Here is a 23,717-nt window from a genome sequence, read left to right on the forward strand (position 1 = left end):
ATAATTGTTTTTTTACACAGAAAAAAGAGTACAATTAAAATCTAAATAAAACATTTTTTAAATCGAAGTATTGCTAAAATTAACAACATTCAATTGTAGTTATGATTCGTTATAGAAACGGTTGACAATTTAAAAAGGTTGCCTGAGCGTAATTATTAACTTGATTATAATAGCGTTATAAAATACTGATTAAACACTATTTGCTAAGAAAGGTAAAACGGGAATACAGCGTTAAGTCATGCTGTATGGCTATTGAGGGCTTAATAAACAATTAATTTTTGTCTAACAATGTCTACTTTTGAGCCTGAATTAATGTCAACCAAATAAACACCTGGTTCAAATTCAAATTCAAGTTCAATTGAATTTAGAATTGTTTTAGTCAATAGTAACTCACCTGTTATTTTATAAATTTTCAATTCCCCAGTTACATTGTAATTTTCAATTTTAACCGTAAATTTTGCATCTGTTGGATTGGGATAGATTTTAAAACTAGGCAATAATTGAGATTCATTTATAGCGGCAAAGCAGGGACCATCATTTGGTGTATTCCCATTTTCCTGAACCCTTGTTGCATATAATTCAGCCATATTATTCGACCGGGTTATCCAATTATCAATTGAATGACCGTTATCCAAACAATCACCCATATATTCATAATTCTCTATAATTTCAACCGTTCTTGTAGGACTTGATCCTAAAGTAGCAAGATACGTTTCAATACCTTTAGATCCATAAGCGCGTGGATATTTAGCATAAGGTTGGCATAAGCTGGTCGGTGCAAAACATTCCCAATCTATTCGACCTAAAACCCGTCCATAATCATAATTCACGACAACATCCGACCCTTGATGAAACATATACAAAACAGGCCAATCTGTTTCATCGTTTAACATATCTAAATCCATCATACCACCGTAATATCCGCCTACACCTTGAACGGAAGCATCAAAACCGCCTAAATTTTTTGTTCCCGTAACAGGACCTAAATCTGGTCGAGTTAAACTATACCCATCAGGTAAACAACTTTCTAAATCCGCATCAGGGCTTGGACCATCATCTGTAACTCCGCAGAAAACAGGTTTTTCAGTTTCATTATTCATAAATGCCGTTGCAAAGGCAATGAATGCACCTGCACTTTCACCTGTAACAAAGAAATTATTCACGTCAGTCGAATCCAATTCGTGTCTATTCTTCATAAAACGAATAGCAGCTTTAGCATCTTGCTGTCCTCTGTAGTTAGCCCGATAAATTTCTGTACTGTCTGAAATATAAGCACAAGGTGCGGCAATGTCGTCACCACAAAAAGCATAACGCTCGTGATAGCTATTTTTTAGCGTTCCCAATCGATAATTTATCGTGGAAACAACCCATCCTTTTTCAGCAAAACTTCTCGCAATATTAACAATATTCACATCAGCTTTACTCCCTGCGATGAATGTGCCACCATGAATTAAAACCAAACAAGGTCTGGTACAATTATTATCACCAACAGGACGATAAATATCCATTAAAAGGCTTTCATTGATTCCTACATAATTAATGTCTTGAGCATATTCAACATCAGTTTCCACCGTATAAGTAAATTCGTTGGTTGTATAAGGAAGTTGTCCGTTAGCTAAAAAGCTAAAAAGGATTAAAAAAAGAGGAAAAAGTACTCTCATATTGCGTTTGTTATTTCTATGCAAGATATTCATTTTTAGATGAAAGCAATCGTTTTAACATAAATTAATACTCTTTTATAAATTTTAGCATCGTTTTTGTATTGTATGGGGTATGATGGAGAATGGAAATAGAGTAGCGCAAGTGCAAGCATTGAATTTATTGAATAAATTTAGTCCAAAATGTAATGGATTAGAAGTTGCTTTCCCTGGTATTTCTGTTGAGGAGTTCAAAGATTCTTTGATAAAAATGATTGAGAATCCTTCAGAAATTACACAAAGCAGTCATCCAATATGTGGAATAACGACCGCACTTAAAGTTGTGGCAATTTTAGATCCTGTTGCGCTGGTTAAAATGGCGGCTCAATTATTTGCGAATGGGGTTTATCAACCCAAGTCTTTTTTAGTATCAAAAATAAAAACGAGTAAAAGTTTAACGGTGGAACAAGAACGATTTGGTTTAAGTCCTGCAGAATTTGTTTTGCAGACTTCAATTAAAGCTTTCTATAATCCTATCACTGGTTATGCGAATAAACCTAAAACAGTTTTAAATAACTGGCAAGGAATTACAATGCCTTATCAGATTAAACAATTCTTAACGGGTTATTTCCGTATTCAATTGATTCCAGCGAAAACATTTTTGCATTCAATTCGAGATATTCAAAAGCATTTATCAAGTGGCAATCAAATTATAGCATGGACATCATGGAATCAATTTAAAAACCCAGGAGGAAAATTTAAGATAACACAACAGCATTATGTTTTGATTAAGGAATTAAAGCAAGTAGATAAAAAGATTTACTTAACTATTGATAATCCTAAAAATAGAAAACAAACAGAAGAATTTATATTTCCAGATGATAAATCATTTTACAAAGCCATCATTGGGATTTACCCTTTTGTAAAAAGAAAATAAAAATAAATCAACCAGATCAGGTTACCTTTTAAACGAATTGACATATAGAGATGATATAAGCAACAACTTAATATAATCTCAAAGCGGGAGGAGTTAAGTTAAGCCGCATAGCGGTGAAAATAGTTTAAGTATTGACTGGTTGATTTTTAGGTTACTAACTTACCATTTAACGCCAGAACATTTCAGCCACGGTCAATACTAAACGAAAAAAGACCTTCTGAGTAGCAAACAGAAGGTCTTTTTTTTTATGAGATGATAGGGTTCATCGTTAAACTTTAATCAACAAAAATTTTCTCATTTTTATTGTCGTAATTGATATAATATACACCTTTTTTAAAGTTGCTATAATCAACAAGATTATTGTATCCTTTTTTAATGATATTTCCGTAATTGTCAAAAATCTCAAATTTGGTTTTAGTGCTTTTGTCCGCTATTGTAAATAATAGCTGTTTATTCGTTGTTGATTTCGTTAATTTAGGAACGATAGTATTGCTGCTAATAAATTTTATTTCTTGAGCGATACGTTTTTTACCCGTATTATCAATTTGGCTAACACGAATCGTATTTTCGCCAGAATGAGGGATAAGATCGAAAGTATAATAATTTAAACTTGGAATTCCATTTCCTAAAACTTGTCCAACTACTACCCATTTATTCCACTTAAATTGCTCAATAATAAAATCGAGTTGTCCTGATTCATCAGTTGTTGCCCAGCTTAGTTGCCCAGATGGAGCGCAAGACATATCTGTAAGCATGAATGTGCTTGTAGGTAATAATACTTCTGGATTCAATAATTTAGGTTTACAACCTGCTTCATGTTCAAAAACAATAAATATTTTATCGCCAACATTATAGTTGTATGCGCTTGGGTCAATTTCAAATGCACTAGAGTAAATATCAACAGGAATAACAGTTCCATTAATACTCACTTTACTGATACAGAAGCCGAATCCGTCTTGGTCTGAAGGACTCTGAACATAAATGCCCTTACCTTGGTAACGACCTTCAATAGAGAAATTGGCAAATGAATTTAAGCTAAAAGCAAAGATTAAACAAAAAGTAAACTTTAGTTTGTTTATGATTAATGGAGTACGCATTTTATTTTGGGGTTTTATACGTTTGTAAATAATAATTTCAGTTCAAATATACGTATTTATACTTAGTAATCGTCATTTTATGAAATAAAAAAGGCGTACAAAAGCTATTTTTGTACGCCTTTTTACTTAGTACGCTTATTGTTATTGGTCGATCTTCCAAGAAAGTCCTAAACCGAATACTTCTTTGAACTGTACTCTAGGTCCTGAACCTGTCGCAACCGTTGGGTTATCAACATCATTATAAATACTGATATTAATATCGTCATCATAAATTAAGTGCGTTGAAATGGTTGCAGATAAAAATTTCCACAATTTTATTTCAATTAAATTCTCCCAACTAACATCTAATCTTTCAGGATTGTTTAGATAGTTAGAGAACACATCAGCCTTTGTTTGGAATGAGATATTCGGTGCTAACTTAACTTTGTAAGTCATTCTTAAATATCCACCAAATTCAGATCTGAATCTTTTCCCTTCAACAAAAGTTCCATTTTCATCAGTAAAAGCTTTGTCTACACCAAAACTACCAGCATCTGCTAAAGTTTGATCATTAACAAAAGTTAATTTAGAAGTAATTGGCGCAATGAATAAACTGAAGTTATCGTTTGGTTTATAATCCATACCGATAGCAGTTAAGAAATATCCTGGAGCCATAAAGCCTGAGATTTCAGTAACATCATCCACAGCATAGTCATAACCAGCAGTTGATTGTGTTCTAAAATTCATTAAAGCAGCATAGTACCACGATTTACTCGCTCTTCTACCATATTTTGAAGTGATATCAATTCTATCATCAGTTTTGATCCATTTTCCACCTGAAGATCCGAATAATTCAGAACTTTGCTTCATTAAACCATAACCCATTGTAAAATTGTTCTCCCATGTGTTTGAGCCTTTAACTAAGTTGGCATATAAACCAAAAAGACCGTTTACAGATACAGAATTTTCACCACCGGCTACCCAATTCGTTAAACTCACTTGCGTTCCGTTTAATGAAAAGTAACCACCTTTTTTCCACCCGTCAAGTGTGTCAGTATTTTCTTTAACTAATGTTTCTTCACCTTCGGTAACCTGTCCAAAACTAACAACACTACCAAATGCAATTATTGCAAATAATAACTTCTTCATTTAATTCTTGTTTTATTGTATTTTTATTTTTTAAGTAAGTCTCTGATCTCAGCTAATAATACTTCCTCTTTCGTTGGTGCAGGAGGAGCAGCAGCTGGTGCTTCTTCTTGTTTCTTTTTCATTTTATTATAAGCCTTAACTACCATAAAGATTGCCCAAGCAACGATAATAAAAGTAATGATAGTATTGATGAAATTACCGTAGTTAATTGCTACTGCAGCAACTTCTTCACCATTTTCATCAATCCCAGCAGCTTGTATTTCGTAAGCTAATTTTGAGAAATCAACTCCACCCAATAATTTACCAATTGGAGGCATTATAATATCATCTACTAATGATTTAACAATCGCGCCAAAATAAGTCGCCATAATTAAACCTACCGCCATTTCAAGAACATTCCCTTTTGAAATAAACGCTTTGAATTCTTTTAACATAATTTATCTATTTAAGTTGGTTTTAGACTGCAATAATAATAAATTAGCTGCAAACATCTCAGTATTCAATCGTTCAAGTTGCATCAATTTTCGATGATTTGCCTTTTATGACCACTTATCGGATTTATTTGTACTATTCAAATAAGAATTAATTAATTACGCTTGAAAAAAAACGTTATTTTTAGCACTACTTTGAATGAAAGAAACTGATTTTATAGCACAGAATAAGGACAAGTGGGCAAGATTTGAAAAATTTTCTGCTAGCAATAATAATGACCCTGATGAGGTTTCAGAATTGTTTACAGAAATTACAGAGGATTTGTCTTATGCGAAAACCTTTTACCCTCGGCGCTCTGTTCGTGTATATCTCAATCAGTTATCTCAAGGTGTTTTCACGCGACTATATAAGCAAAAGAAACAACCAATTGGCAGTTTTGTCAATTTCTGGCGATTCACCGTTCCACTTGAAATGTACAGAAGTCGCCATAATTTATTAGCAGCTTTTATATTTTTCTCATTGGCAATTTTTGTAGGAGCAGTCTCACAAGCTTACAATCCTGAATTTGTCGAGTATATTCTAGGTAAAAGTTATGTTTCCGCAACGGAAGCAAGAATTCAAGATGGAAACCCAATGGGTATCTATGGAGAATCTTCTCAAGGGGATATGTTTTTACGTATTACAATGAATAATATAAGGGTCGCATTTTTTGCCTTTACTTTTGGTATATTTTATTCGCTTGGGAGTTATGTTATTTTATTGTCCAACGGCATCATGCTCGGGGCTTTTCAATGGTGGTTTCATGCAAAGGGTTTATTGTTGACTTCGTTTTTGGCAATATGGATCCATGGCGCATTTGAAATCTCAGCAATTGTTATCGCCGGAGCAGCAGGAATTACGTTGGGGAATGGTTTAATTTTTCCGAAAAGTTTCACGCGAATGCAATCCTTAATTTTCTCGGCTAAAAGAGGCATGATTATTTTATTGAGTTTGGTTCCTGTGTTTATTATGGCCGGTTTTCTTGAGAGTTATGTAACAAGGCACTATTTAACCATGGGCAGTTGGGTAAAGGCCGCAATTATTGGCACTTCCTTCCTCATTATAATAATGTATTATGTGATTTATCCTTTCATTGTTGCAAAGCGACATCCAGATAAAATTGTTTTAAAAGAAGTACCTAGATTCATTTCAAAAAAAGAAATTAATTGGCACGAAATTCGAAAATCTGGCGCAATCTTTACTGATACCTTTACCTACTTTATCACTAAAATTAGACCGCTTACAAAAATCATGATGAGCGTAATTTTACCAATAGCCTTAATCTTATTAGCACTCATCTTTTACTTAGATGTAAATGCTTTTAATTATCATTTAAGCTGGAATCAATATTCGGGTGTTTTATTTGGAACGGACCACGATTTCAGGTATTATAAATTTATTGGTTGGTCACTGATACTTACTTTAATTTTAGGAGCTGTTTTCTATTGTCTAAAACCAGTACATGAAGAGAATTTTTATAAACAGTATTTTAAATTCATGTTAAAACATGCGATAGCTTTGTCTATCTATTCCGTGATTATCTTTTCTATTCTTATTTTTTCGCCAGTTTATTTATACATCTTACTTTTCTTCATTTCTCCATTTTTGAATCTAATTCCAATTACTGCTGTTATTGAAGAAATATCATTCATTAAAGCGATAGGAAAAGGAATAAATTCGGCAAAACATGCCTATTTGGATATTATAATGTCTTTAGCTGGATTTATAGCAGTGGCATTGCTGTTTTCACTGGTTATTTCAAGTCCTTTTATGGGGGTGGTTAACTTGATTAATCAAATTCTCACAACTATTTTTATCACATTTACAGATCATTATTTAATCATTATTAACCTGGTAGATGGATTGATCTATTTGCTTTATTTCATGTTTATTTTATCCTTAACATTTATGTCATTCGCATTCTGTTATTATTCTGCGAATGAAAAAGCAACGGCGACTGGTTTGTATAATAAATTAGAACAATTTGGTAAGCGCAATAGAAACTTTGAATCCAATTTAGATTTTGAATAAAGTATTTTACATATTAATTCTTGTGATATCCTTTTCAGCATTCGCTCAAAATGATCCGCTTTACGACCATCAGTTGGATAAGAATAAGTGGCAAGAATTGCGAGATGGCGTAGAGTACCAAGACGGTGAAGCTCCAAAAGATTGGGCCAATCAGGATGGGCAAAGAAGAAATGGGAGTACTTCTAAGAGTAATAGTGATGGTGATGGTGGATCTGGTAGATATGACGGTGAACCAAATAATGAAGAATACGAAGAACGGGAGCAAGATAGTTCTTATGATTTTTCGCCATCACCCTTCCAAGGTTTAGGGGTATTTGGATACATCTTGCTTGGACTTTTTGGTGTAATAATCGTTGCCTTGATCGTTTATTTATTCTTAAACATTGAAAAAAAAGGAGCAAAGGTTGGTGATGCATTACCGATAGAAGAGGTGAATCCTGTTGATATCCCCTTGACAGAATTAGAAAGATTATTGAAAGAGGCTATAGACAATAGCGATTATCGTGGAGCCATCCGAATCTATTTTATTTTTATTATTCGCGGTTTAACGCAGAAGAATTGGATTCAATGGCAAAAAGAAAAAACGAATATTCACTATCTGCAAGAGATGTCCGGTCATGAATCCTTTGGAGATTTTAGTATTTCGGTCAGTTATTTTGAATTAATATGGTATGGTAAACGTGAAATTGATGCTGATAAGTTTAAAGAATTAGAGCCTAGATTTAAAACATTTTTGGATAAACTTGGAATTGAATAAGTGAAGCAGTCGAATAAAATATATATCCTCGGAGGCGTAATTTTAGTATTTATTGTACTGATTTACTTTTTTGGTCAAAGTCGTTCTGCTAAAAACAGTTCGGATGATTGGACAGAATCTTATAAACCTGCAGAAATTGGTCCTTTTGGTACTTATATCATGAAAGAACTGATCGACACTGTTGGCTTATTCGGTAACTTCATTGAATTGGATCAAGAATTATCGGATGTGCTGGTTGACAATCCTGATGAGAATGATATTTATTTTTTTATTGGGAAAACCAATTTTCTAAGTGAAGCTTCAACTACGTATTTATTAGATTTTGTAGACGCTGGTAATGTCGCATTTATGTCGGCAGAGTATTTTCCAACCGAATTTTTAGATGAGATTTGTTACGATCGAAATTGGATTTTTAGAGACTCAGTCTTGGCAGATACAATTCAACACTTTAAATTCCATCATCCTGATTTAGCAGCAAAAAGATACACTTTTAAATCTATCAAACAGAACAAGGTCTCAGAAAGACTTTGGTTTTATTTTAACGAATTTGCTTTTGACAATGAACATTTAAAATCTGTTCAATCAATTGGATCAAGTACAACTGATCAATGGAATTTTGTTCATATAAAATATGGAAATGGGCATATCTTCTTACACAGTAATCCTTATTTGTTTACAAACATTTCAATGACCAAAAGAGAAGGTTTTCAATATGCAGAAAACGTTTTAAAACATTTGCCTCCCGGACGCATTCAATGGGATAGATATAATTTAGAATGGCACAATGATAATAATGATGATGACGGGGGAGATGAACGCAGAAGTGTATTAGAATTTATAATGCAACATCCACCGCTTTATTGGGCACTCTTTTTATTGTTGATCGGGGCACTTTTGTACATTGTTTTTAAGGGGAAAAGAACGCAGCCATTAGTTCCTGCTATAGATATGAAAGAAAACACCTCATTACAATATATTGACACCCTGTCTTCGCTGTATTTACAGGAGAAAAAGCACAATAAACTCATTAAATTAAAGGAGCGTACATTTTTAAATTTTATTGCTGAACGGTATTATATTCAATCGAATAAGAGGGATGAGAAGTTTGTAGAAAAAATTGCCATCAAATCGCATGTTGATCCAGCACTTATTCGAGAGATATTTAAACAATTTGAAAGATTAGAGAAAGAGAAAAATGTAACAGATGATGCATTGATCTTATTACATAAAAAGATAGAACAATTTCATAAAACTTGTAGATAATGGAAGAGAATTCGATAAATGAAACGCCACAAGAAAATGCAAATGAGCATGAGGGGCAAAACGCGGAAAATACGAATACTGAACATCATAGTGAAGGGACAGACTCACCTATTGCTGAAACGAATGAGTCAGCAGATATATTCGGATCAAACCTTAACCTGAATTTCATTCAGAAAAAGGTCGTTGATACGCGTGCTGCTATTGCTAATTTTGTAATCGGACAGACAGAGATGGTTGATCTTTTACTAATTGCAATCTTCTCTAACGGTCATGTATTACTAGAAGGTGTGCCTGGAGTGGCAAAGACCTTAACGGCGAAAGTATTGTCTAAAACTTTGTCTGTAGATTTCAGTCGAATTCAATTCACGCCAGATTTGATGCCTTCGGATGTGATTGGAACCTCGGTTTATAATTTAAAAGATGGATCTTTTGATTTTAAGCAAGGGCCAATTTTTTCTAATATCATTTTAATTGATGAGATAAATAGAGCGCCGGCTAAAACGCAAGCCGCTTTATTTGAAGTGATGGAAGAACGTCAAATTTCTTATGATAGCCATGTCTATAAAATGGCATTCCCGTTTTTGGTTTTAGCGACTCAGAATCCGGTAGAACAGGAGGGAACTTATAATTTACCTGAAGCGCAATTGGATCGATTTTTATTCAAAATCAAGATCGATTATCCAACATTAAGTGATGAAGAGGAAATTTTGAAACGCTATAAGAATAATATACAAGCCCCGGATCTAAAACAAATTAGCGGCATTTTTTCTGCGAATGATTTGCAAGAAATTCAGGACATTGTTCAGCAAGTAAAAATAGAAGATCAATTGATTTCTTATATCGCTAAAATTACGAATGAAACAAGAAATCATGCCAAATTGTATTTGGGAGGTTCTCCGCGAGCTTCGCTTTCAATGTTAAAAGCATCGAAAGCAATGGCCGCAATTCAAGGACGAGATTTTGTTGTGCCAGACGATATTCAATTCGTTGCTCCACATGTGTTAAATCATCGTTTAATTCTTACACCAGAAGCTGAGATGGAAGGAATGACAACAGAGGATATTATTTTAGAAATAGTTCATGAAATAGAAGTTCCAAGATAGTTGATGAAATTACTTAAAGGTCTTTACCTCTCATATCGATTTTTTATTTGCATTATCCTTATTGCATTCGTTTTTGTATTGGGTTTTATCTATCCAATTCTATTCATTACAGGGCAAGTTATTTTGGTTGTATTTATAGCCATTGTATTGATAGAGGTGTTTTTTCTTTTCTATAAGAAAGATGCAATAGAAGCTTCGCGGAATGTTCCGAATCCGATGTCATTGGGTGATGAGAATAATGTTAAAATATCGATTTTAAGTAATTACTCCTTTCCTGTTAAAATTCTGTTGTATGATACAGCTCCAGTACAATTGCAATTACGGGATTTAAATTTCAAATTTAATCTCACACCTTTTCAATCTCATCAAGTAGATTATAGCGTTCGACCAACTGAAAGAGGTATTTATGAATTCAAACAGATGCTTGTATTCGCTTCTACATTAACGGATTTATGCCAACGCCGTATTAGGTTGAATCACATTGAAGATATTCCCACTTATCCATCGATCTTGCAAATGAAGAAATACGAATTAAAAGTATTTGCAAAAACGGCACAGTCTGGTATTAAAAAGATAAGACGTTTGGGGCATAATAACGAATTTGAGCAGATAAAGAATTATGTGCAAGGCGATGATATTAGATCGATTAATTGGAAGGCAACCAGTCGTAGAAACGAATTAATGGTCAACCAGTATCAAGATGAACGGGCACAACATGTCTATTCGATAATTGATAAGAGTAGGAGTATGCGCATGCCGTTTAATCAGCTTTCATTGTTAGATTATGCGATTAATTCAACTTTGGCTTTTTCTAATGTCTCATTACTTAAAGGTGACAAGGCAGGTTTAATGACTTTCTCAGATAAATTGGGATCAAAATTAGTGGCGGATCGATCGAATAGGCAATTGCAAAAAATAATAGAGGTTTTATACAATCAAAAGACGCGTTTTTTAGAAGCGAACTATGAGATGCTTTATAACGGCATCAGGAATCATATTAAAGGACGTAGTTTGGTGATGTTGTACACCAATATCGAATCTGAATATGCATTAAAAAGAATCTTACCAATCTTCAAAAAAATTAATCAGCTACACGTATTAGTAGTGGTGTTTTTTGAGAATACTGAGGTGGCTAAACAGGCAGAATCAGAACCTAAATTCGTTCGAGATATCTATCTTAAGACGTTTGCAGAAAAATATGCAATGGATAAGAAGAAGATTGCTTTAGAATTGCGAAAGAATGGAATTCAAGCCATTTTAACAAAGCCTGAGAGTTTGACGATAGATACAATCAATAAGTATTTAGAATTGAAAGCAAGAGGGGTAATATAGAGACAGAAGGACAAAAGATCCATCTTCGCTAAGTCCTTCGACATAGGATTCGAACCTCGATGAAAGCTTCGTCGGACAAAGAAAAAGTCGGAAGATCAATTTCAACGAGCTTAAAGCTAAAAGTAGATTTGAAATTAGAAAAGAGTTGCTAAAAAGATAGGAGATGGAAAGAAGAACTATTCCTTCAATACTACAACTTAAGAGAATCCTGTAAGCGCTAACACTTAACTATCACTCCAGTCCAATAACGCCCAACTCCTCATCAAAAACTAATACGCCCTAAACAAAAATTATAGATTATAATTCGCTTTAAAGAAAGTCATGTATTGCGCTATATCTTTTTCTTTGAAAAGTGTTGCAAAGTTTTTAGAATTAATCACAAACGTTTCGTGATCTTTAGCAAGACTGCCAATATCTTTAACAGCAGCATCCGATCTAAATCCTTTTAAATACTTAATCGCCTCGTCAGCATCTTTAAACGAACGGATAATAAATATTTGGTCGTCACTTCCAAGTGGAGAATTAGTTAAACTTAATTCTGATTTACTAAAGAAATTTTTATTGAAATTAGAGATACTCACCTTTGCTTTACTAGCATTTCCAGCATTGTTAGGGAAAACAAGAATGAAAAAATGTTTCTCGTTATTATTTACCACATATGGGGATTCCTCAACATTGTTTTCTGCCTTAGTTTGATCATCTTCAGGTACAATAGGTTCACCTGTTTGTAATTTCCCTAAATAAATTTTTGCTTGTTTACCTTCTTCACTGTCCGGAGAAAGCTGTACTAAATCCTTAAGTGGTTCTGAAATAGCATTCGTATTACCAGCATCAATTTTACTGATAGCAAAAGCCTTTAAAAGGTAATATTTATTGATGAATTGATTGTCTTTCTCGTTTTGGAACACATTATTTGCAGCAGTAATAACAGGTCCATATCGACGTCTACTATAATCTAACATCACTAATTTGTACGCTTCAAACTCTGCCTTGTCTAAATCTTCTTTTTTCTTTAAATAATCTGGATCCATCAAAATTTGAGCGATTTCACTTTCAGGGTATTTATTGAGGATAGATTGCTTGTAACCGTCCGCTTTCGGTGAACCATTCTTTGTGTGAATTAAATACAATTGGTAGTATGCCGGCAATACCTTGTCGTGCTCAATATTTCTATTAATCACTTCGTTAAAATAAGAGATCGCTTGTTTTTCTTCAGCCAAATGCTCCTTATAGATAATCCCTAAATTATAGAGCGAATTCATAAGCTTATTGTTGGACGAATCCATCGCTTCGTTGGTCAAAGGAATGTCTGCTAAAAGTTGCTCAACAGTTAAACCGTTATCTTCAGAGAGCGAGTCTATTGTTTCTCCGTCATCATTCAAAAATACTGCTACCGAATTTTTATCAGACCTTCTCCAATCGTCTTCTAAAACACGTTGTCCCCATAATTTTCTATAATCGTTAAATCCTGACGCTACAAGTTTTGAATTAGAAAAATAACTCTTACCTGATTTACCCGAGCCACTTGGAGCAATAGCATTGATTCGATCTTGCGCTGCAATTAATCTTCGTTCTTCTTCTTGTTTTCTAAGTTCTTCTGCAGTTTCAATATCTTTGATTGTTTTTTCAATGAATTTGATTCGTTCTTTGTCAGACATCGATGCAATTCTTTGCACGCTGTCTTCATAAACAACCGTCTCGTAATTCTGAACCAAATCAGCCAACCCATTCGCTTTACTTTGTAATCCTTCAAATCCAGGATAATCTTCAGGTAAAACCTGAACACAACTATCATAATAACGCTGTGCGCTGAGGTATTCTGTTTTGTTAAAATGAATGTCTGCTAATTTTAAATAACTGATACCTTTTTGACGGTTATTGTTAACAGACCATAAAACAGATTTCGAATAATTTTCAATTGCACTAGTCTCATCGGGCGTTTTCATATCCAACTCAGCTTTTGCGTAATAAATTTGATCTTTATACTCACTATTTTTTTCGTCCTTCAACATTTTGTCAAGCTCTTTAATCAATACATCTTTGCCCGAAGTTGCGCTCAATGCATTTAATATCTTCGCTTTAAAACGCAATTCATAAGCCGCATTTGATTTCGCAACCAAATTGTAGTTGATTGCTGCTTGACTACCATTCCCTAGATTGGTATACAATTGTGCGAGTATAAATTGGTAACGCGCTCTAATTCTCTTTTTTCTTGTTAATTCTATCGCGTTTTCTAAATGGTCAATTGCTTTTTTAAACTCTTCTTGCGCAATATACTTCTCGGCAAAAGCAAGTTCTAAATCATCTTGTAATTTCTCTGGAAATTCTGCTGCTTTCTTTTTCTCTGCTTTCTTCTCCGCCTCTTTTTTCTTCTTCTTTTGGTACTTGCTTAATTTTACTTTTGATTTCTTAGCTTTTTCTTTGCCCGCAGTTGCAGCATCCTCTTTTGCTTTTTCTACAATTGTAAGTACGCGATTGGCTTCAGGAAAATTACCAGTAGCAACATGAACTCTTGCCAATAAAATATAAGCCTCATAAATTGAAGTCTCATTTTTATATGTATTGATGATAAAGTTAAGTTTGGTCTTTGAATCGTTATATTCTTTTTTAATGAAGTTGATTTTAGCCAATAAATACCAATTGTCATCAATCCATCTACAGCGTTCTTCTTTTTTATTGGTCACAACCTCTGGACTAGGCATACTGTGTTTAACAATAACAGTTTCTAATCTTTTAGTAGCGTCATCAAGTGGTGGTGTTACACCAATCACTTCATCTTCTGATGGCAAAACCTCAATTGGCAATAATTTTGTATAATCTTCTTTATAGGATTCTCTGTAACTAGCCAAAGTCTCGTCAATGATAACACCTGCATTAAAATAACCGTTGTACCGCGCTGTCATATTATGATAACCGATATTCAACAGGGCATCTTTTTCAGTAGAGCAAGACAATGCTATGCCAAAAGTGATGACAACAGTTAAAAGTAAAGATGTAGTAGTTTTCAATTTCATTTTAAGCTTATTCGACTTAGTATAACTGATAATCAACAAAAATATTTTAATTTATTTAAAAAGCACTAATTTCATTGCATTAAATAAAGCAGCAGGTGCTTCTAAAAAACTCATATGTCCAACATTAGGAATCTGAATTATCTCTGGTTTTATTGCTGCTTGTTCAACGGCTTCATTTAACTTATTGTTAGGTATCACCGGGTCATATTCTCCTTGAATTATGGAAATTGAATGGTGATTAAGTAAAATTGTATTGTCTTTCCTGTCTCTTAAGCCTCTTGTCACCGCAATTATCTCCTCAGCCGCTAATTTTAGGGCGATTTTCTTCAATTGTTCAATTTCTACCTTTAATCTTGAACGGTTCGTTTGATAGAATAATGACGGAATTGACTCGTTAATAAAGAGTGATTTATTGGTGGCAACAATCTTCGCTACCCGATTCCTATTGTTCTTCTTTTCGGCATCATCCTCCCAAAAATTTGAATGTAAAAGGCAAATCTTTGCGGTGCGTAATTTCAGCAATTCAAGGGCTACATATCCACCCATCGAATGACCAAAAATAAATGGATAATCAATTTTTAATTGATCAAATAGTTCATTTACTAATCCAGCCATGAATTCCATCGTACAAATTTCACCTTGAAATCTGCTCGAACCATGTCCTGGTAGATCAATTAGAATAACCTGATATCCCAAGTCAATTAATTGAGGTGTCATAGCATCAAAAATATGATGATCCTCTAAAAACCCATGTAATAAAACAACGGGCTCACCAATTCCTAATTGCTTAAAAAATAGTGAACCCGTAACGCCTTTAAATTCCTGCATCATTATGCATTCATCAAATCTTCTATCTCTTCAATTTCTATTGGAATATTGCCCATTAAATTCTTAGGCGCTCCGTTAGCTTGCACTACCAAATCATCTTCAATTCTAATACCTAACCCTTCAGCAGGAATGTAAATTCCAGGTTCGCAAGTAAACACCATGCCAGCCTCAATCGGTTTCGTCCACGATCCAACATCATGCGTATCCAAACCAATAAAGTGAGATGTTCCGTGCATAAAATATTTTTTATAAGCAGGCCATTTTGGATCTTGATTCTTCAAATCTGTCGAATCCAACAAACCTAATCCAACCAATTCACTTTCCATCAATTTACCAACTTCTTTATGGTATTCGGCTAAATAAGTACCCGGAACTAATAAGTTTTCCGACGCTTTTTTCACACGTAAAACAGCATTGTAAACATCTTTTTGACGTGGAGAATATTTCCCATTAACCGGAACAGATCTTGACAAATCAGACGCATAATTCGCGTATTCAGCAGCAAAATCCATTAAAATCACATCGCCATCATTACAAACTTGGTTGTTCTCAATATAATGTAAAACATTCGCGTTATTCCCCGATGCTATAATCGGTGTATAAGCGAAACCTTTCGAACGATTACGTAAAAATTCGTGCATAATCTCCGCCTCAATTTCATATTCCGTAACGCCTGGCTTTATAAAACCTAAAATTCTTCTAAAAGCCTTTTCCGTAATATTACAAGCAGTTTGCATCAAATCAATCTCAATGCTATCCTTTATCGCTCTTAAACTGTGCATTATTGGTGCACTCTTTTTAATGTTATGAACTGGATATTTAACCTTAAAATCTTTAATAAATCTATCCTCACGTGTTTCAACCGTAGTATTAGCACGCGTATGTTCGTTGGTGTTTAAATAAACATTTTCAGCTTGCGCCATCACAACCTTCATAATCGTGTCAAACTGATCTAACCAATAAACATCCTTTATTCCAGTTCTGTCTAAGGCAGCTTCTTTAGTCAATTTTTCACCTTCCCAAACAGCAATATGCTCATTTGTTTCTCTTACAAATAACATCTCTCGGTGTTCTTCATTAAAAGCGTCCGGGAACAATACTAAAATTGTTTCCTCTTGGTCAGCACCCGTTAAATAAAATATATCTCTGTGTTGTTGAAAAGGCATTGTACTATCCGCACTAATCGGATAAATGTCGTTCGAATTGAATATAGCGATTGATTTTGGTGCCATTTGAGCAATAAATTTTGCTCTATTCTTAATAAATAATTCGCGGTTTATTTTCTCGTATTTCATGGTAATATCAACTATTTTGTAATTTCTAAAAAGTTAAAGTTACGAATAAATTAAGGCTTACAAATTTATTGAGGGCAGAATTGTATGAAAGGTTTTTAGGCCACTTGTACGGGCTATACATTATAGCAAAATAATAATTATTCTGGTTCAAAATACAATTTAATGGGGCTTCTAAAGTCGCCCAATAAATTTGTTTTTTCACACAAATAATAAGTTTTTCGCTGCCATTACTATCCCTAGTGGAACTCTTACCTAAAATAATAAGTCAAGTTCACACCAAAGGTTGATGCTACATATTTGGTATTGGCAAATGCACTATAATTATTTCCCGAATATTTAACCACGGTTGAATATGCCATATTGTTGATGCTAATATCACAAGCCAATAAAATGCTACCTTTTTTTAATTTTGTTTCTATGCCTGCCAAAAATATTGGCGCAACCTGAAAAGGCTGGTTGATTTTCAATTCATAATTATAAGTCATATCATCTATATTATAACCAGGTGATTCATCAAAAACATCATCAGTCTCAAGGTGATTATCTATGTGTGAGTTTAAAGAATTGATATTGCCATTGATGGGTTTTCCATACGTAAAATTTTCGCTAACCAATCCCAATCCAATACCTAAGTTTAGGTCCGTAGTTTCATTTATATTAAATTTCCGTCCAATAGTGAATTCGCCTAATATATTCTGTGTTTTTTGATTAAATGTATGACCAATGCTGAGGTCCTTCAAAGTTCCAATAACATAAGTTTGCTCAGTATTACTCATTCCAAACCCTAAACTTGCAACAAAATAAACTTTTCTATAACTAAATCTGCTCATCAGTGAAACACTTGCAGTACGTCCAGCCCCGTTACTATAAAAAAAATATTCGCTATTATGATCGTATTGAATGGGCTTTGCAAAACCATAACCTAACTCAACACCAAAAGCAAAAGTTATGGTGTCATAATTAAAATCGTATTCGTCCTCCTGGCCAATCGCGGTAGTATTCACCAAAAACAAAAAACTTAGCAATAAAAAGTTCTTCATAGTATTAATAATCTTTAATACACCTCACCGATGCGTAAATCCATTTAAAATCAAATGTTTCTAACTCGACATATTGAAATTGTCCAATGCGGAAGTTCTTGCCTTCTCCATTATCATTTGGATAGTTCAACCAAAAACGTGTTAGTGTATCTTTTTTCTTATACTCCATTGTACCTATACCAATGGCATATCCCGCGGGCAAAGCTTTAAAATGAAGGGATCGCCCATCTACTTGAGCAGAATAATTATCATTCCACAAGCCATCACCTTGTCCTAATCTACCTCCATCTTTTAGTAATGGGAGAGCATCATAAAGCCCTCCCAAATAATTATTAAACTTTGCAAAATCGGCATCAGTTGGTACACGCCAGCCACAAGGGCAAATATTGGCTGTATCATAAATTGCTCCGTACAAATATAGTTTACCAAAAAGGCTGTCGTTTATAGGGTCATTGTCGTAAATTACCCATTTTTTATTTTCGCCTAAATATGGAATGGTGTCACCATTGCAATACAAGCTAGTTTTTAAGTTTTCACTCATCCATTCTTGGTCGCCATAAATGGCAGTCGGATAAAAATTCCCTTCGGCATCTACAACGCCATCACCATCAATAATTTCAGGGTAGATAGATAAGTTGGGTTTGCAACTAAAGATCAGGGGTGTTATAAAAACAAGAGCAATAAATGTGATATTACAAGAGTTAGGGAGCAGGTAACTAAATTTCATTTTAGCATTTATTTCTATAGGGTTTAATGCCTAAAAATAAGTATTTATTTAATAAGTATTTATTCCCTTTTTTTAATTAAATCATCTGCATTTTAAGAATAAGTTGAAATGAATTTAAATAGGATCCAAAAAATCAGCAAAAAACGAGGCTATTTACACATTTAAAGCTAACTTTGCGCTTCCAAATCGGAAAGCATGTCTAAGGGAGTAAAAATATTTTCAGGAAGAGCAACAAGTGAATTGGCAAATAGTATTGCTGATACATTCGGTAAAGAGCTTGGTAACGTTGTTGTTACGGAGTTTAGTGATGGTGAATTTCAACCCTCGTTAGAGGAGACGGTTCGTGGTCAGGATGTATTTTTAATCCAATCTACCATGCCACCAACTGAAAACTTGTTCGAGTTATTATTGATGGCTGATGCTGCAAAAAGAGCTTCAGCGAAATCAATCGTAGCTGTAATTCCTTATTTCGGTTTTGCACGTCAAGACCGTAAAGACAAACCAAGAGTTGCAATTGGTGCAAAAATGGTTGCAAGTATGTTGGAAGTTGCCGGTGTTGACAGAGTAATGACAATGGATTTACATGCTGATCAAATTCAAGGTTTCTTTGAAATCCCAGTTGATCACCTTTATGCATCAACAATATTTGTTCCTTATATTCAATCTATTGATTCTAAGAATTTAATTATTGCAGCTCCAGATGCTGGTGGTGCAAAAAGAGCAAATTCTTATTCTAAAAAGTTAGACTTGGGTCTTGCAATTTGTCATAAACAACGTAAGGTTGCGAATGAGGTGGCAGAAATGACAGTGATTGGTGATGTACGTGGTAAAGATGTTATTTTAGTTGATGATATGGTAGATACTGCTGGTACATTAACAAAGGCAGCTGATTTATTTTTATCAAACGGAGCTTTATCGGTAAGAGCTATTTGTACACATGCTGTGCTTTCAGGGCCGGCATACGAAAGAATTGAAAAGTCTGGATTAACTGAATTAGTAGTAACTGATTCAATTCCTTTAAAACAAAAATCTGACAAAATAAAAGTGCTAAGCGTAGCGCAGTTATATGCAGATGTGATGCATAGTCTTGTTAAACACGAGTCTATCAGTCGTCACTTTTAATAAGTAAACACAGATCGGGCAAAATAACACCCGATCATAATTATATAAATATGAAAGAAGTATCATTGAGCGGTTCGGTTAGAGCGAACGTAGGGAAAAAGGATGCGAAAGCTGTAAGAGTTGGTGGTAACGTACCATGTGTAATTTACGGCGGAGAAAAACAAACTCACTTTAGTGTATCTCATGTAGATATGGAAAAATTGGTTTATACGCCAAATGTTTACTTGATCAATGTTGATGTTGATGGTAAAACAACAAGAGCGATAATTCAAGATATCCAGTTCCACCCAGTTACTGACAAAATTTGGCATGTTGATTTTATCGAATTAGATCCAAAGAAAAAGGTGAAAATGAACATACCAGTTCATTTAGAAGGACGAGCAATTGGTGTATTAAACGGTGGTCGTTTACAACAGATTTTTAGAACGGTAAAAGTATTTGCTTTACCTGATAACATGCCTGATTCAATTACAGTAGATATTACTAAATTGAGAATTGGTCATTCAATTAGAATTAAAGATTTAGCTACAGATACATTAGAAATTTTAAATGCTCCAAACGCAGTTGTTTGTTCAATTAAAATGGCTAGAGGTGCTGTTGATGAAGGTGATGATGAAGAAGGTGCTGAAGGAGAAGCTGGTGCAGAAGCAGCAACTGAAGAAGCAGAAGCTTAATCAATTTATCATAAATATTAATGAAAAGGTTGTTACTTTTGTAGCAACCTTTTTTTATTTTATAATATGAATTATCTTATCGTTGGATTGGGAAATCCAGGTTTTAAATACGCTGAAACAAGACATAATATTGGATTTAAAGTCTTAGATAAATTTGCTGAACAAAATGAGGTGAATTTTGATATTGGTCGTTTAGGTGAAATAGCACAAGTAAAACATAAAGGGAGAAATTTACTTTTATTAAAACCGAACACCTTTATGAATCTGAGTGGTAAAGCTGTCAATTTTTGGATGCAGGCGCAAAAGATTCCATTGGAGCGTGTTTTGGTCATTACAGACGACTTGGCTTTACCTTTTGGTGTATTGCGTTTAAAAGGTAAAGGAAGTGCTGGCGGACACAACGGATTAAAGGATATTATTGCAGTATCGAATACAGATCAATTTTCAAGGTTGAGATTTGGTGTTGGTGATAATTTTGCAAAAGGTCGTCAGGTAGATTATGTCTTGGGACAATGGAATGAAGACGAATTAATGACTTTAGACGATCGGATTGAAGTGGCTACAGAATTTATTAAGAGTTTTGTTACAATTGGTCTCGACCAAACAATGAGTGCTTGGAACAATAAATAAGGTGAAAGAATTATTCGATAAAATATTACCGGGTTATACTGCCGTATCAAAGCTTGCGGGTGGTGATATTAATCAAGTTTTTAAAGTTGATACGGCCAATAAGTCTGTTGTTGTTAAGATCAATAAAGCTGAATTTTACCCGAATATGTTTGCCTTAGAAAAAGGGGGGTTACAACTTTTAGGGTCGACAATAGATGTGCCAGAGGTTAAAGATCTTGGTTTATTTGAAGATCAACAATATTTGGTTTTAGATTATATTGAACAGAAGGAACCTGTGTCAAATTACTGGAAGAATTTCGCTAATAGTTTGTCTAATCTACATCAGGTAAAAGCGGATAAATTTGGATTAGATGAATCAAATTTCATAGGATCGTTGGTTCAACAGAATAATCAACATGATAATTGGGCAGACTTTCTTATAAATGAACGTTTAATGCCGATGGTTGAAATGGCTGTTAATAACGGCGATGTTAATTTTGTAGAGGCAAAAGTTATCGAAAAATTCTATAAAAAAATTCCTGATTTATATCCTGTCGAAAAACCGACGTTATTACATGGTGATTTATGGTCAGGCAATATCATTCGTGCTGGTGACAAACCGTTTTTTATTGATCCAGCGGTTTATTATGGACACCGTGAAATGGACATTGGAATGATGCATTTATTCGGTGGTTTTGACAAGTCTTTATTCCACCATTACGACACTTTTTTACCATTAGAACAAGATTGGGAAAAGCGTATCAAGTACAATCAGGTATATCCATTATTAGTTCATGTAAACCTATTTGGCAGATCGTATTGGGATAAGGTGGCCAATATTTTAGAAGCGTTTAAATAAAGTATTTATCATAGAATGCGCGAGAATTGATGAAGAATTACTTTGACCATATAAGTTTTCGTTCATCAGTGACAAATTTTTAGCACCGCTAAATGCTCATCTAAAATTCAAATGCCCACTCAAAAATATATTGCACCCTTGCAGGGTTTTAAACTTACTTAATGTAAAATTCCTACCGAAGGAATGGCTTCCTCCGCTATTTTATGTCGTCCCTTCGGGACTTATCTGCGGATAGACTTTTATTTTAAGCAAGAGGCAAAAGAGAATAGGCGGTAGGTTTGAAATGTCAAGGCTTAGGACAATGGACTATTTAATTATTTTAACCGCATAAGGCGCCAAAGAAGCTAAGAGGACTATAGAAAAATGTAGTCAATTCTAATCGTTATCAACTAGACCTTATACCCTAATTACAACCTGAAATAAAGATTTTTATCTACGCGTCCTCCTTATCCAATAGCAAAGGAGGAACAACTATCTTCTCTGAGCTATCCAATTCTACGAATATCAGCACCTAAATTGTTCAGTCTGAAATCAATATTTTCGTAACCTCTATCAATTTGCTCAATATTGTGGATCGTACTTTTTCCTTCAGCTGATAAAGCAGCGATTAATAAAGAAACACCCGCACGAATATCTGGAGAAGTCATACTAATTCCTCTTAACCTATGCTCATGGTTCATTCCAATTACAACAGCTCTATGTGGATCACATAAAATAATCTGTGCACCCATATCAATCAATTTATCTGTAAAGAATAATCTTGATTCGAACATTTTTTGGTGGATCAAAACAGAACCTTTGGCTTGTGTAGCAGTTGCTAGAACAATACTCAATAAATCAGGTGTAAAACCTGGCCAAGGAGCATCTGAAACTGTTAGAATTGAACCATCAATGAAAGTGTCTATTTCGTACGAATCTTGAGCAGGAATGTATAAATCATCACCTTTTAGTTCGATTTGAATACCCAAGCGACGAAAAATTGTTGGCATAATTCCTAAATCAGGGTAACTCACATCTTTAATCGTGATTTCTGATTTGGTCATTGCTGCCAATCCAATAAATGAACCTATCTCGATCATATCAGGTAAAACGCGGTGGTAACATCCACCTAACGAATCAACACCTTCTATTGTCAACATATTAGATCCAATACCGGTAATTTTTGCACCCATGCTATTCAGCATTTTGCACAATTGTTGTAAGTAAGGTTCACAAGCAGCATTGTAAATGGTAGTTTTACCTTTAGCCATTGCAGCAGCCATTACAATATTTGCTGTTCCTGTCACAGAAGCTTCATCCATATGGATGTATTTACCTTTCAGTTTATCTGCTTCGACAGTATAGAAAAAAGTCTTTGGATCAAAAGTGAATTTAGCACCTAATTGTTCAAAACCTTCAAAATGGGTATCTAATCTTCGACGACCAATTTTATCACCACCTGGTTTTGGCATATATGCCTTACCAAATCGTGCCAATAGTGGACCGATTATCATGATTGAACCACGAAGCCCTGAAGCACGAGTGGTAAAATCGTCAGTCAATAAATACTCTAAATCTATTTCAGCAGCTTTAAAATTGTAGGTACCACGTTCAACCTTTTCAATTTTCACACCCATTGCTTGTAACAAATTGATTAATTTGTTCACATCTACAATGTCCGGAATGTTACTGATTGTAACTTTTTCAGGAGTCATTAAGACAGCACATAAAACTTGTAAAGCCTCGTTTTTTGCTCCTTGAGGTGTTAGTTCTCCTTTTAGTGGTTTACCACCATGAATTTCAAAAGCGCCCAT

The 23,717-nt window shown here is 34.3% G+C and carries 20 protein-coding genes; 10 read left to right on the top strand and 10 right to left on the bottom strand.

Translation table 11 applies throughout. From position 1 onward, the window contains the following. Nucleotides 1-260: 260 nt before the first annotated feature. A complete protein-coding gene (locus T367_RS0104810) occupies nucleotides 261-1,661 on the bottom strand; it encodes a carboxylesterase family protein (protein ID WP_169736024.1) in 1,401 nt (466 codons plus the stop codon). Between the two features lie 115 nt (nucleotides 1,662-1,776). Here T367_RS0104810 and T367_RS0104815 point away from each other — a divergent pair, with 115 nt between their 5' ends. Further along, a complete protein-coding gene (locus T367_RS0104815; protein WP_027418829.1) occupies nucleotides 1,777-2,574 on the top strand; it encodes a hypothetical protein in 798 nt (265 codons plus the stop codon). Between the two features lie 275 nt (nucleotides 2,575-2,849). On the opposite strand, the gene T367_RS0104820 is transcribed toward T367_RS0104815, so the two are convergent. From T367_RS0104820 to mscL, 3 genes are all read right to left on the bottom strand, one after another. Further along, nucleotides 2,850-3,671 (bottom strand): hypothetical protein, encoded by an 822-nt coding sequence (locus T367_RS0104820; protein ID WP_027418830.1) that lies wholly within the window; start codon nucleotides 3,669-3,671, stop codon nucleotides 2,850-2,852. Between the two features lie 141 nt (nucleotides 3,672-3,812). Further along, nucleotides 3,813-4,799: a DUF3078 domain-containing protein gene (locus T367_RS0104825; RefSeq protein ID WP_027418831.1), complete on the bottom strand. Its 987-nt coding sequence runs from the start codon at nucleotides 4,797-4,799 to the stop codon at nucleotides 3,813-3,815. A gap of 23 nt (nucleotides 4,800-4,822) precedes the next feature. Beyond that, entirely contained in the window at nucleotides 4,823-5,233 is a 411-nt protein-coding gene (gene mscL / locus T367_RS0104830; protein ID WP_027418832.1) for a large-conductance mechanosensitive channel protein MscL, read from the bottom strand. 196 nt (nucleotides 5,234-5,429) lie between these two features. Here mscL and T367_RS23660 point away from each other — a divergent pair, with 196 nt between their 5' ends. The 5 genes from T367_RS23660 to T367_RS0104855 are packed head-to-tail and all read left to right on the top strand — an operon-like array spanning nucleotide 5,430 to nucleotide 11,756. Further along, nucleotides 5,430-7,301 (top strand): stage II sporulation protein M, encoded by a 1,872-nt coding sequence (locus T367_RS23660; RefSeq protein WP_051568351.1) that lies wholly within the window; start codon nucleotides 5,430-5,432, stop codon nucleotides 7,299-7,301. Then, entirely contained in the window at nucleotides 7,294-8,058 is a 765-nt protein-coding gene (locus T367_RS0104840; protein ID WP_027418833.1) for a hypothetical protein, read from the top strand. Before T367_RS23660 ends, T367_RS0104840 begins: the two co-directional genes overlap by 8 nt. Beyond that, nucleotides 8,059-9,321 carry a DUF4350 domain-containing protein gene (locus tag T367_RS0104845; RefSeq protein ID WP_027418834.1) on the top strand — a complete coding sequence of 421 codons (1,263 nt, stop codon included), beginning with the start codon at nucleotides 8,059-8,061 and terminating at the stop codon, nucleotides 9,319-9,321. It begins immediately after the preceding gene. Beyond that, the gene (locus T367_RS0104850; RefSeq protein ID WP_035842482.1) at nucleotides 9,321-10,424 is read left to right on the top strand and encodes an AAA family ATPase; all 1,104 of its coding nucleotides are present in this window, start codon (nucleotides 9,321-9,323) and stop codon (nucleotides 10,422-10,424) included. Before T367_RS0104845 ends, T367_RS0104850 begins: the two co-directional genes overlap by 1 nt. A gap of 3 nt (nucleotides 10,425-10,427) precedes the next feature. Next, nucleotides 10,428-11,756 carry a DUF58 domain-containing protein gene (locus T367_RS0104855; RefSeq protein ID WP_035842566.1) on the top strand — a complete coding sequence of 443 codons (1,329 nt, stop codon included), beginning with the start codon at nucleotides 10,428-10,430 and terminating at the stop codon, nucleotides 11,754-11,756. Between the two features lie 290 nt (nucleotides 11,757-12,046). Here the strand turns inward: T367_RS0104855 and porW are convergent, their stop codons facing one another. The 5 genes from porW to T367_RS23665 all read right to left on the bottom strand — a co-directional run bounded on the left by porW (nucleotide 12,047) and on the right by T367_RS23665 (nucleotide 18,660). Further along, nucleotides 12,047-14,770 carry a type IX secretion system periplasmic lipoprotein PorW/SprE gene (gene porW / locus T367_RS0104860; RefSeq protein WP_027418837.1) on the bottom strand — a complete coding sequence of 908 codons (2,724 nt, stop codon included), beginning with the start codon at nucleotides 14,768-14,770 and terminating at the stop codon, nucleotides 12,047-12,049. Nucleotides 14,771-14,821: 51 nt separating this feature from the next. Continuing rightward, nucleotides 14,822-15,601 carry an alpha/beta fold hydrolase gene (locus tag T367_RS21425; protein WP_051568352.1) on the bottom strand — a complete coding sequence of 260 codons (780 nt, stop codon included), beginning with the start codon at nucleotides 15,599-15,601 and terminating at the stop codon, nucleotides 14,822-14,824. Further along, complete coding sequence (locus T367_RS0104870) at nucleotides 15,601-16,893, bottom strand: aminopeptidase P N-terminal domain-containing protein (protein WP_027418838.1); 1,293 nt, start codon at nucleotides 16,891-16,893, stop codon at nucleotides 15,601-15,603. Before T367_RS0104870 ends, T367_RS21425 begins: the two co-directional genes overlap by 1 nt. A 248-nt stretch (nucleotides 16,894-17,141) precedes the next feature. Beyond that, nucleotides 17,142-17,933, bottom strand: a complete 792-nt coding sequence (locus T367_RS0104875; RefSeq protein ID WP_027418839.1) for a hypothetical protein — start codon at nucleotides 17,931-17,933, stop codon at nucleotides 17,142-17,144. A gap of 4 nt (nucleotides 17,934-17,937) precedes the next feature. Next, nucleotides 17,938-18,660: a fibrobacter succinogenes major paralogous domain-containing protein gene (locus tag T367_RS23665; RefSeq protein ID WP_051568353.1), complete on the bottom strand. Its 723-nt coding sequence runs from the start codon at nucleotides 18,658-18,660 to the stop codon at nucleotides 17,938-17,940. A 195-nt stretch (nucleotides 18,661-18,855) separates the two neighbouring features. On the opposite strand from T367_RS23665, the gene T367_RS0104885 reads away from it, so the two are divergent. From T367_RS0104885 to T367_RS0104900, 4 genes are all read left to right on the top strand, one after another. Beyond that, entirely contained in the window at nucleotides 18,856-19,782 is a 927-nt protein-coding gene (locus tag T367_RS0104885; protein ID WP_027418840.1) for a ribose-phosphate pyrophosphokinase, read from the top strand. 50 nt (nucleotides 19,783-19,832) lie between these two features. Next, the gene (locus T367_RS0104890; RefSeq protein ID WP_027418841.1) at nucleotides 19,833-20,456 is read left to right on the top strand and encodes a 50S ribosomal protein L25/general stress protein Ctc; all 624 of its coding nucleotides are present in this window, start codon (nucleotides 19,833-19,835) and stop codon (nucleotides 20,454-20,456) included. A gap of 66 nt (nucleotides 20,457-20,522) precedes the next feature. Next, entirely contained in the window at nucleotides 20,523-21,086 is a 564-nt protein-coding gene (gene pth, locus T367_RS0104895; protein WP_027418842.1) for an aminoacyl-tRNA hydrolase, read from the top strand. Nucleotide 21,087: 1 nt separating this feature from the next. After that, a complete protein-coding gene (locus T367_RS0104900) occupies nucleotides 21,088-21,924 on the top strand; it encodes a fructosamine kinase family protein (RefSeq protein ID WP_169736025.1) in 837 nt (278 codons plus the stop codon). A gap of 485 nt (nucleotides 21,925-22,409) precedes the next feature. On the opposite strand, the gene murA is transcribed toward T367_RS0104900, so the two are convergent. Next, entirely contained in the window at nucleotides 22,410-23,717 is a 1,308-nt protein-coding gene (gene murA / locus T367_RS0104905; protein ID WP_027418844.1) for a UDP-N-acetylglucosamine 1-carboxyvinyltransferase, read from the bottom strand.

The organism is Crocinitomix catalasitica ATCC 23190 (genome assembly GCF_000621625.1).
Classification (GTDB): Bacteria; Bacteroidota; Bacteroidia; order Flavobacteriales_D; family Crocinitomicaceae; genus Crocinitomix; species Crocinitomix catalasitica.

Bases quoted from the DNA above. Each gene is read 5' to 3' on its own strand.
- T367_RS0104810 (WP_169736024.1), bottom strand. From the start codon at position 1,661: ATGAGAGTACTTTTTCCTCTTTTTTTAATCCTTTTTAGCTTTTTAGCT.
- T367_RS0104815 (WP_027418829.1), top strand. From the start codon at position 1,777: ATGGAGAATGGAAATAGAGTAGCGCAAGTGCAAGCATTGAATTTATTG.
- T367_RS0104820 (WP_027418830.1), bottom strand. From the start codon at position 3,671: ATGCGTACTCCATTAATCATAAACAAACTAAAGTTTACTTTTTGTTTA.
- T367_RS0104825 (WP_027418831.1), bottom strand. From the start codon at position 4,799: ATGAAGAAGTTATTATTTGCAATAATTGCATTTGGTAGTGTTGTTAGT.
- mscL (WP_027418832.1), bottom strand. From the start codon at position 5,233: ATGTTAAAAGAATTCAAAGCGTTTATTTCAAAAGGGAATGTTCTTGAA.
- T367_RS23660 (WP_051568351.1), top strand. From the start codon at position 5,430: ATGAAAGAAACTGATTTTATAGCACAGAATAAGGACAAGTGGGCAAGA.
- T367_RS0104850 (WP_035842482.1), top strand. From the start codon at position 9,321: ATGGAAGAGAATTCGATAAATGAAACGCCACAAGAAAATGCAAATGAG.
- T367_RS0104855 (WP_035842566.1), top strand. From the start codon at position 10,428: ATGAAATTACTTAAAGGTCTTTACCTCTCATATCGATTTTTTATTTGC.
- porW (WP_027418837.1), bottom strand. From the start codon at position 14,770: ATGAAATTGAAAACTACTACATCTTTACTTTTAACTGTTGTCATCACT.
- T367_RS21425 (WP_051568352.1), bottom strand. From the start codon at position 15,601: ATGATGCAGGAATTTAAAGGCGTTACGGGTTCACTATTTTTTAAGCAA.
- T367_RS0104870 (WP_027418838.1), bottom strand. From the start codon at position 16,893: ATGAAATACGAGAAAATAAACCGCGAATTATTTATTAAGAATAGAGCA.
- T367_RS0104875 (WP_027418839.1), bottom strand. From the start codon at position 17,933: ATGAAGAACTTTTTATTGCTAAGTTTTTTGTTTTTGGTGAATACTACC.
- T367_RS23665 (WP_051568353.1), bottom strand. From the start codon at position 18,660: ATGAAATTTAGTTACCTGCTCCCTAACTCTTGTAATATCACATTTATT.
- T367_RS0104885 (WP_027418840.1), top strand. From the start codon at position 18,856: ATGTCTAAGGGAGTAAAAATATTTTCAGGAAGAGCAACAAGTGAATTG.
- T367_RS0104890 (WP_027418841.1), top strand. From the start codon at position 19,833: ATGAAAGAAGTATCATTGAGCGGTTCGGTTAGAGCGAACGTAGGGAAA.
- pth (WP_027418842.1), top strand. From the start codon at position 20,523: ATGAATTATCTTATCGTTGGATTGGGAAATCCAGGTTTTAAATACGCT.
- murA (WP_027418844.1), bottom strand. From the start codon at position 23,717: ATGGGCGCTTTTGAAATTCATGGTGGTAAACCACTAAAAGGAGAACTA.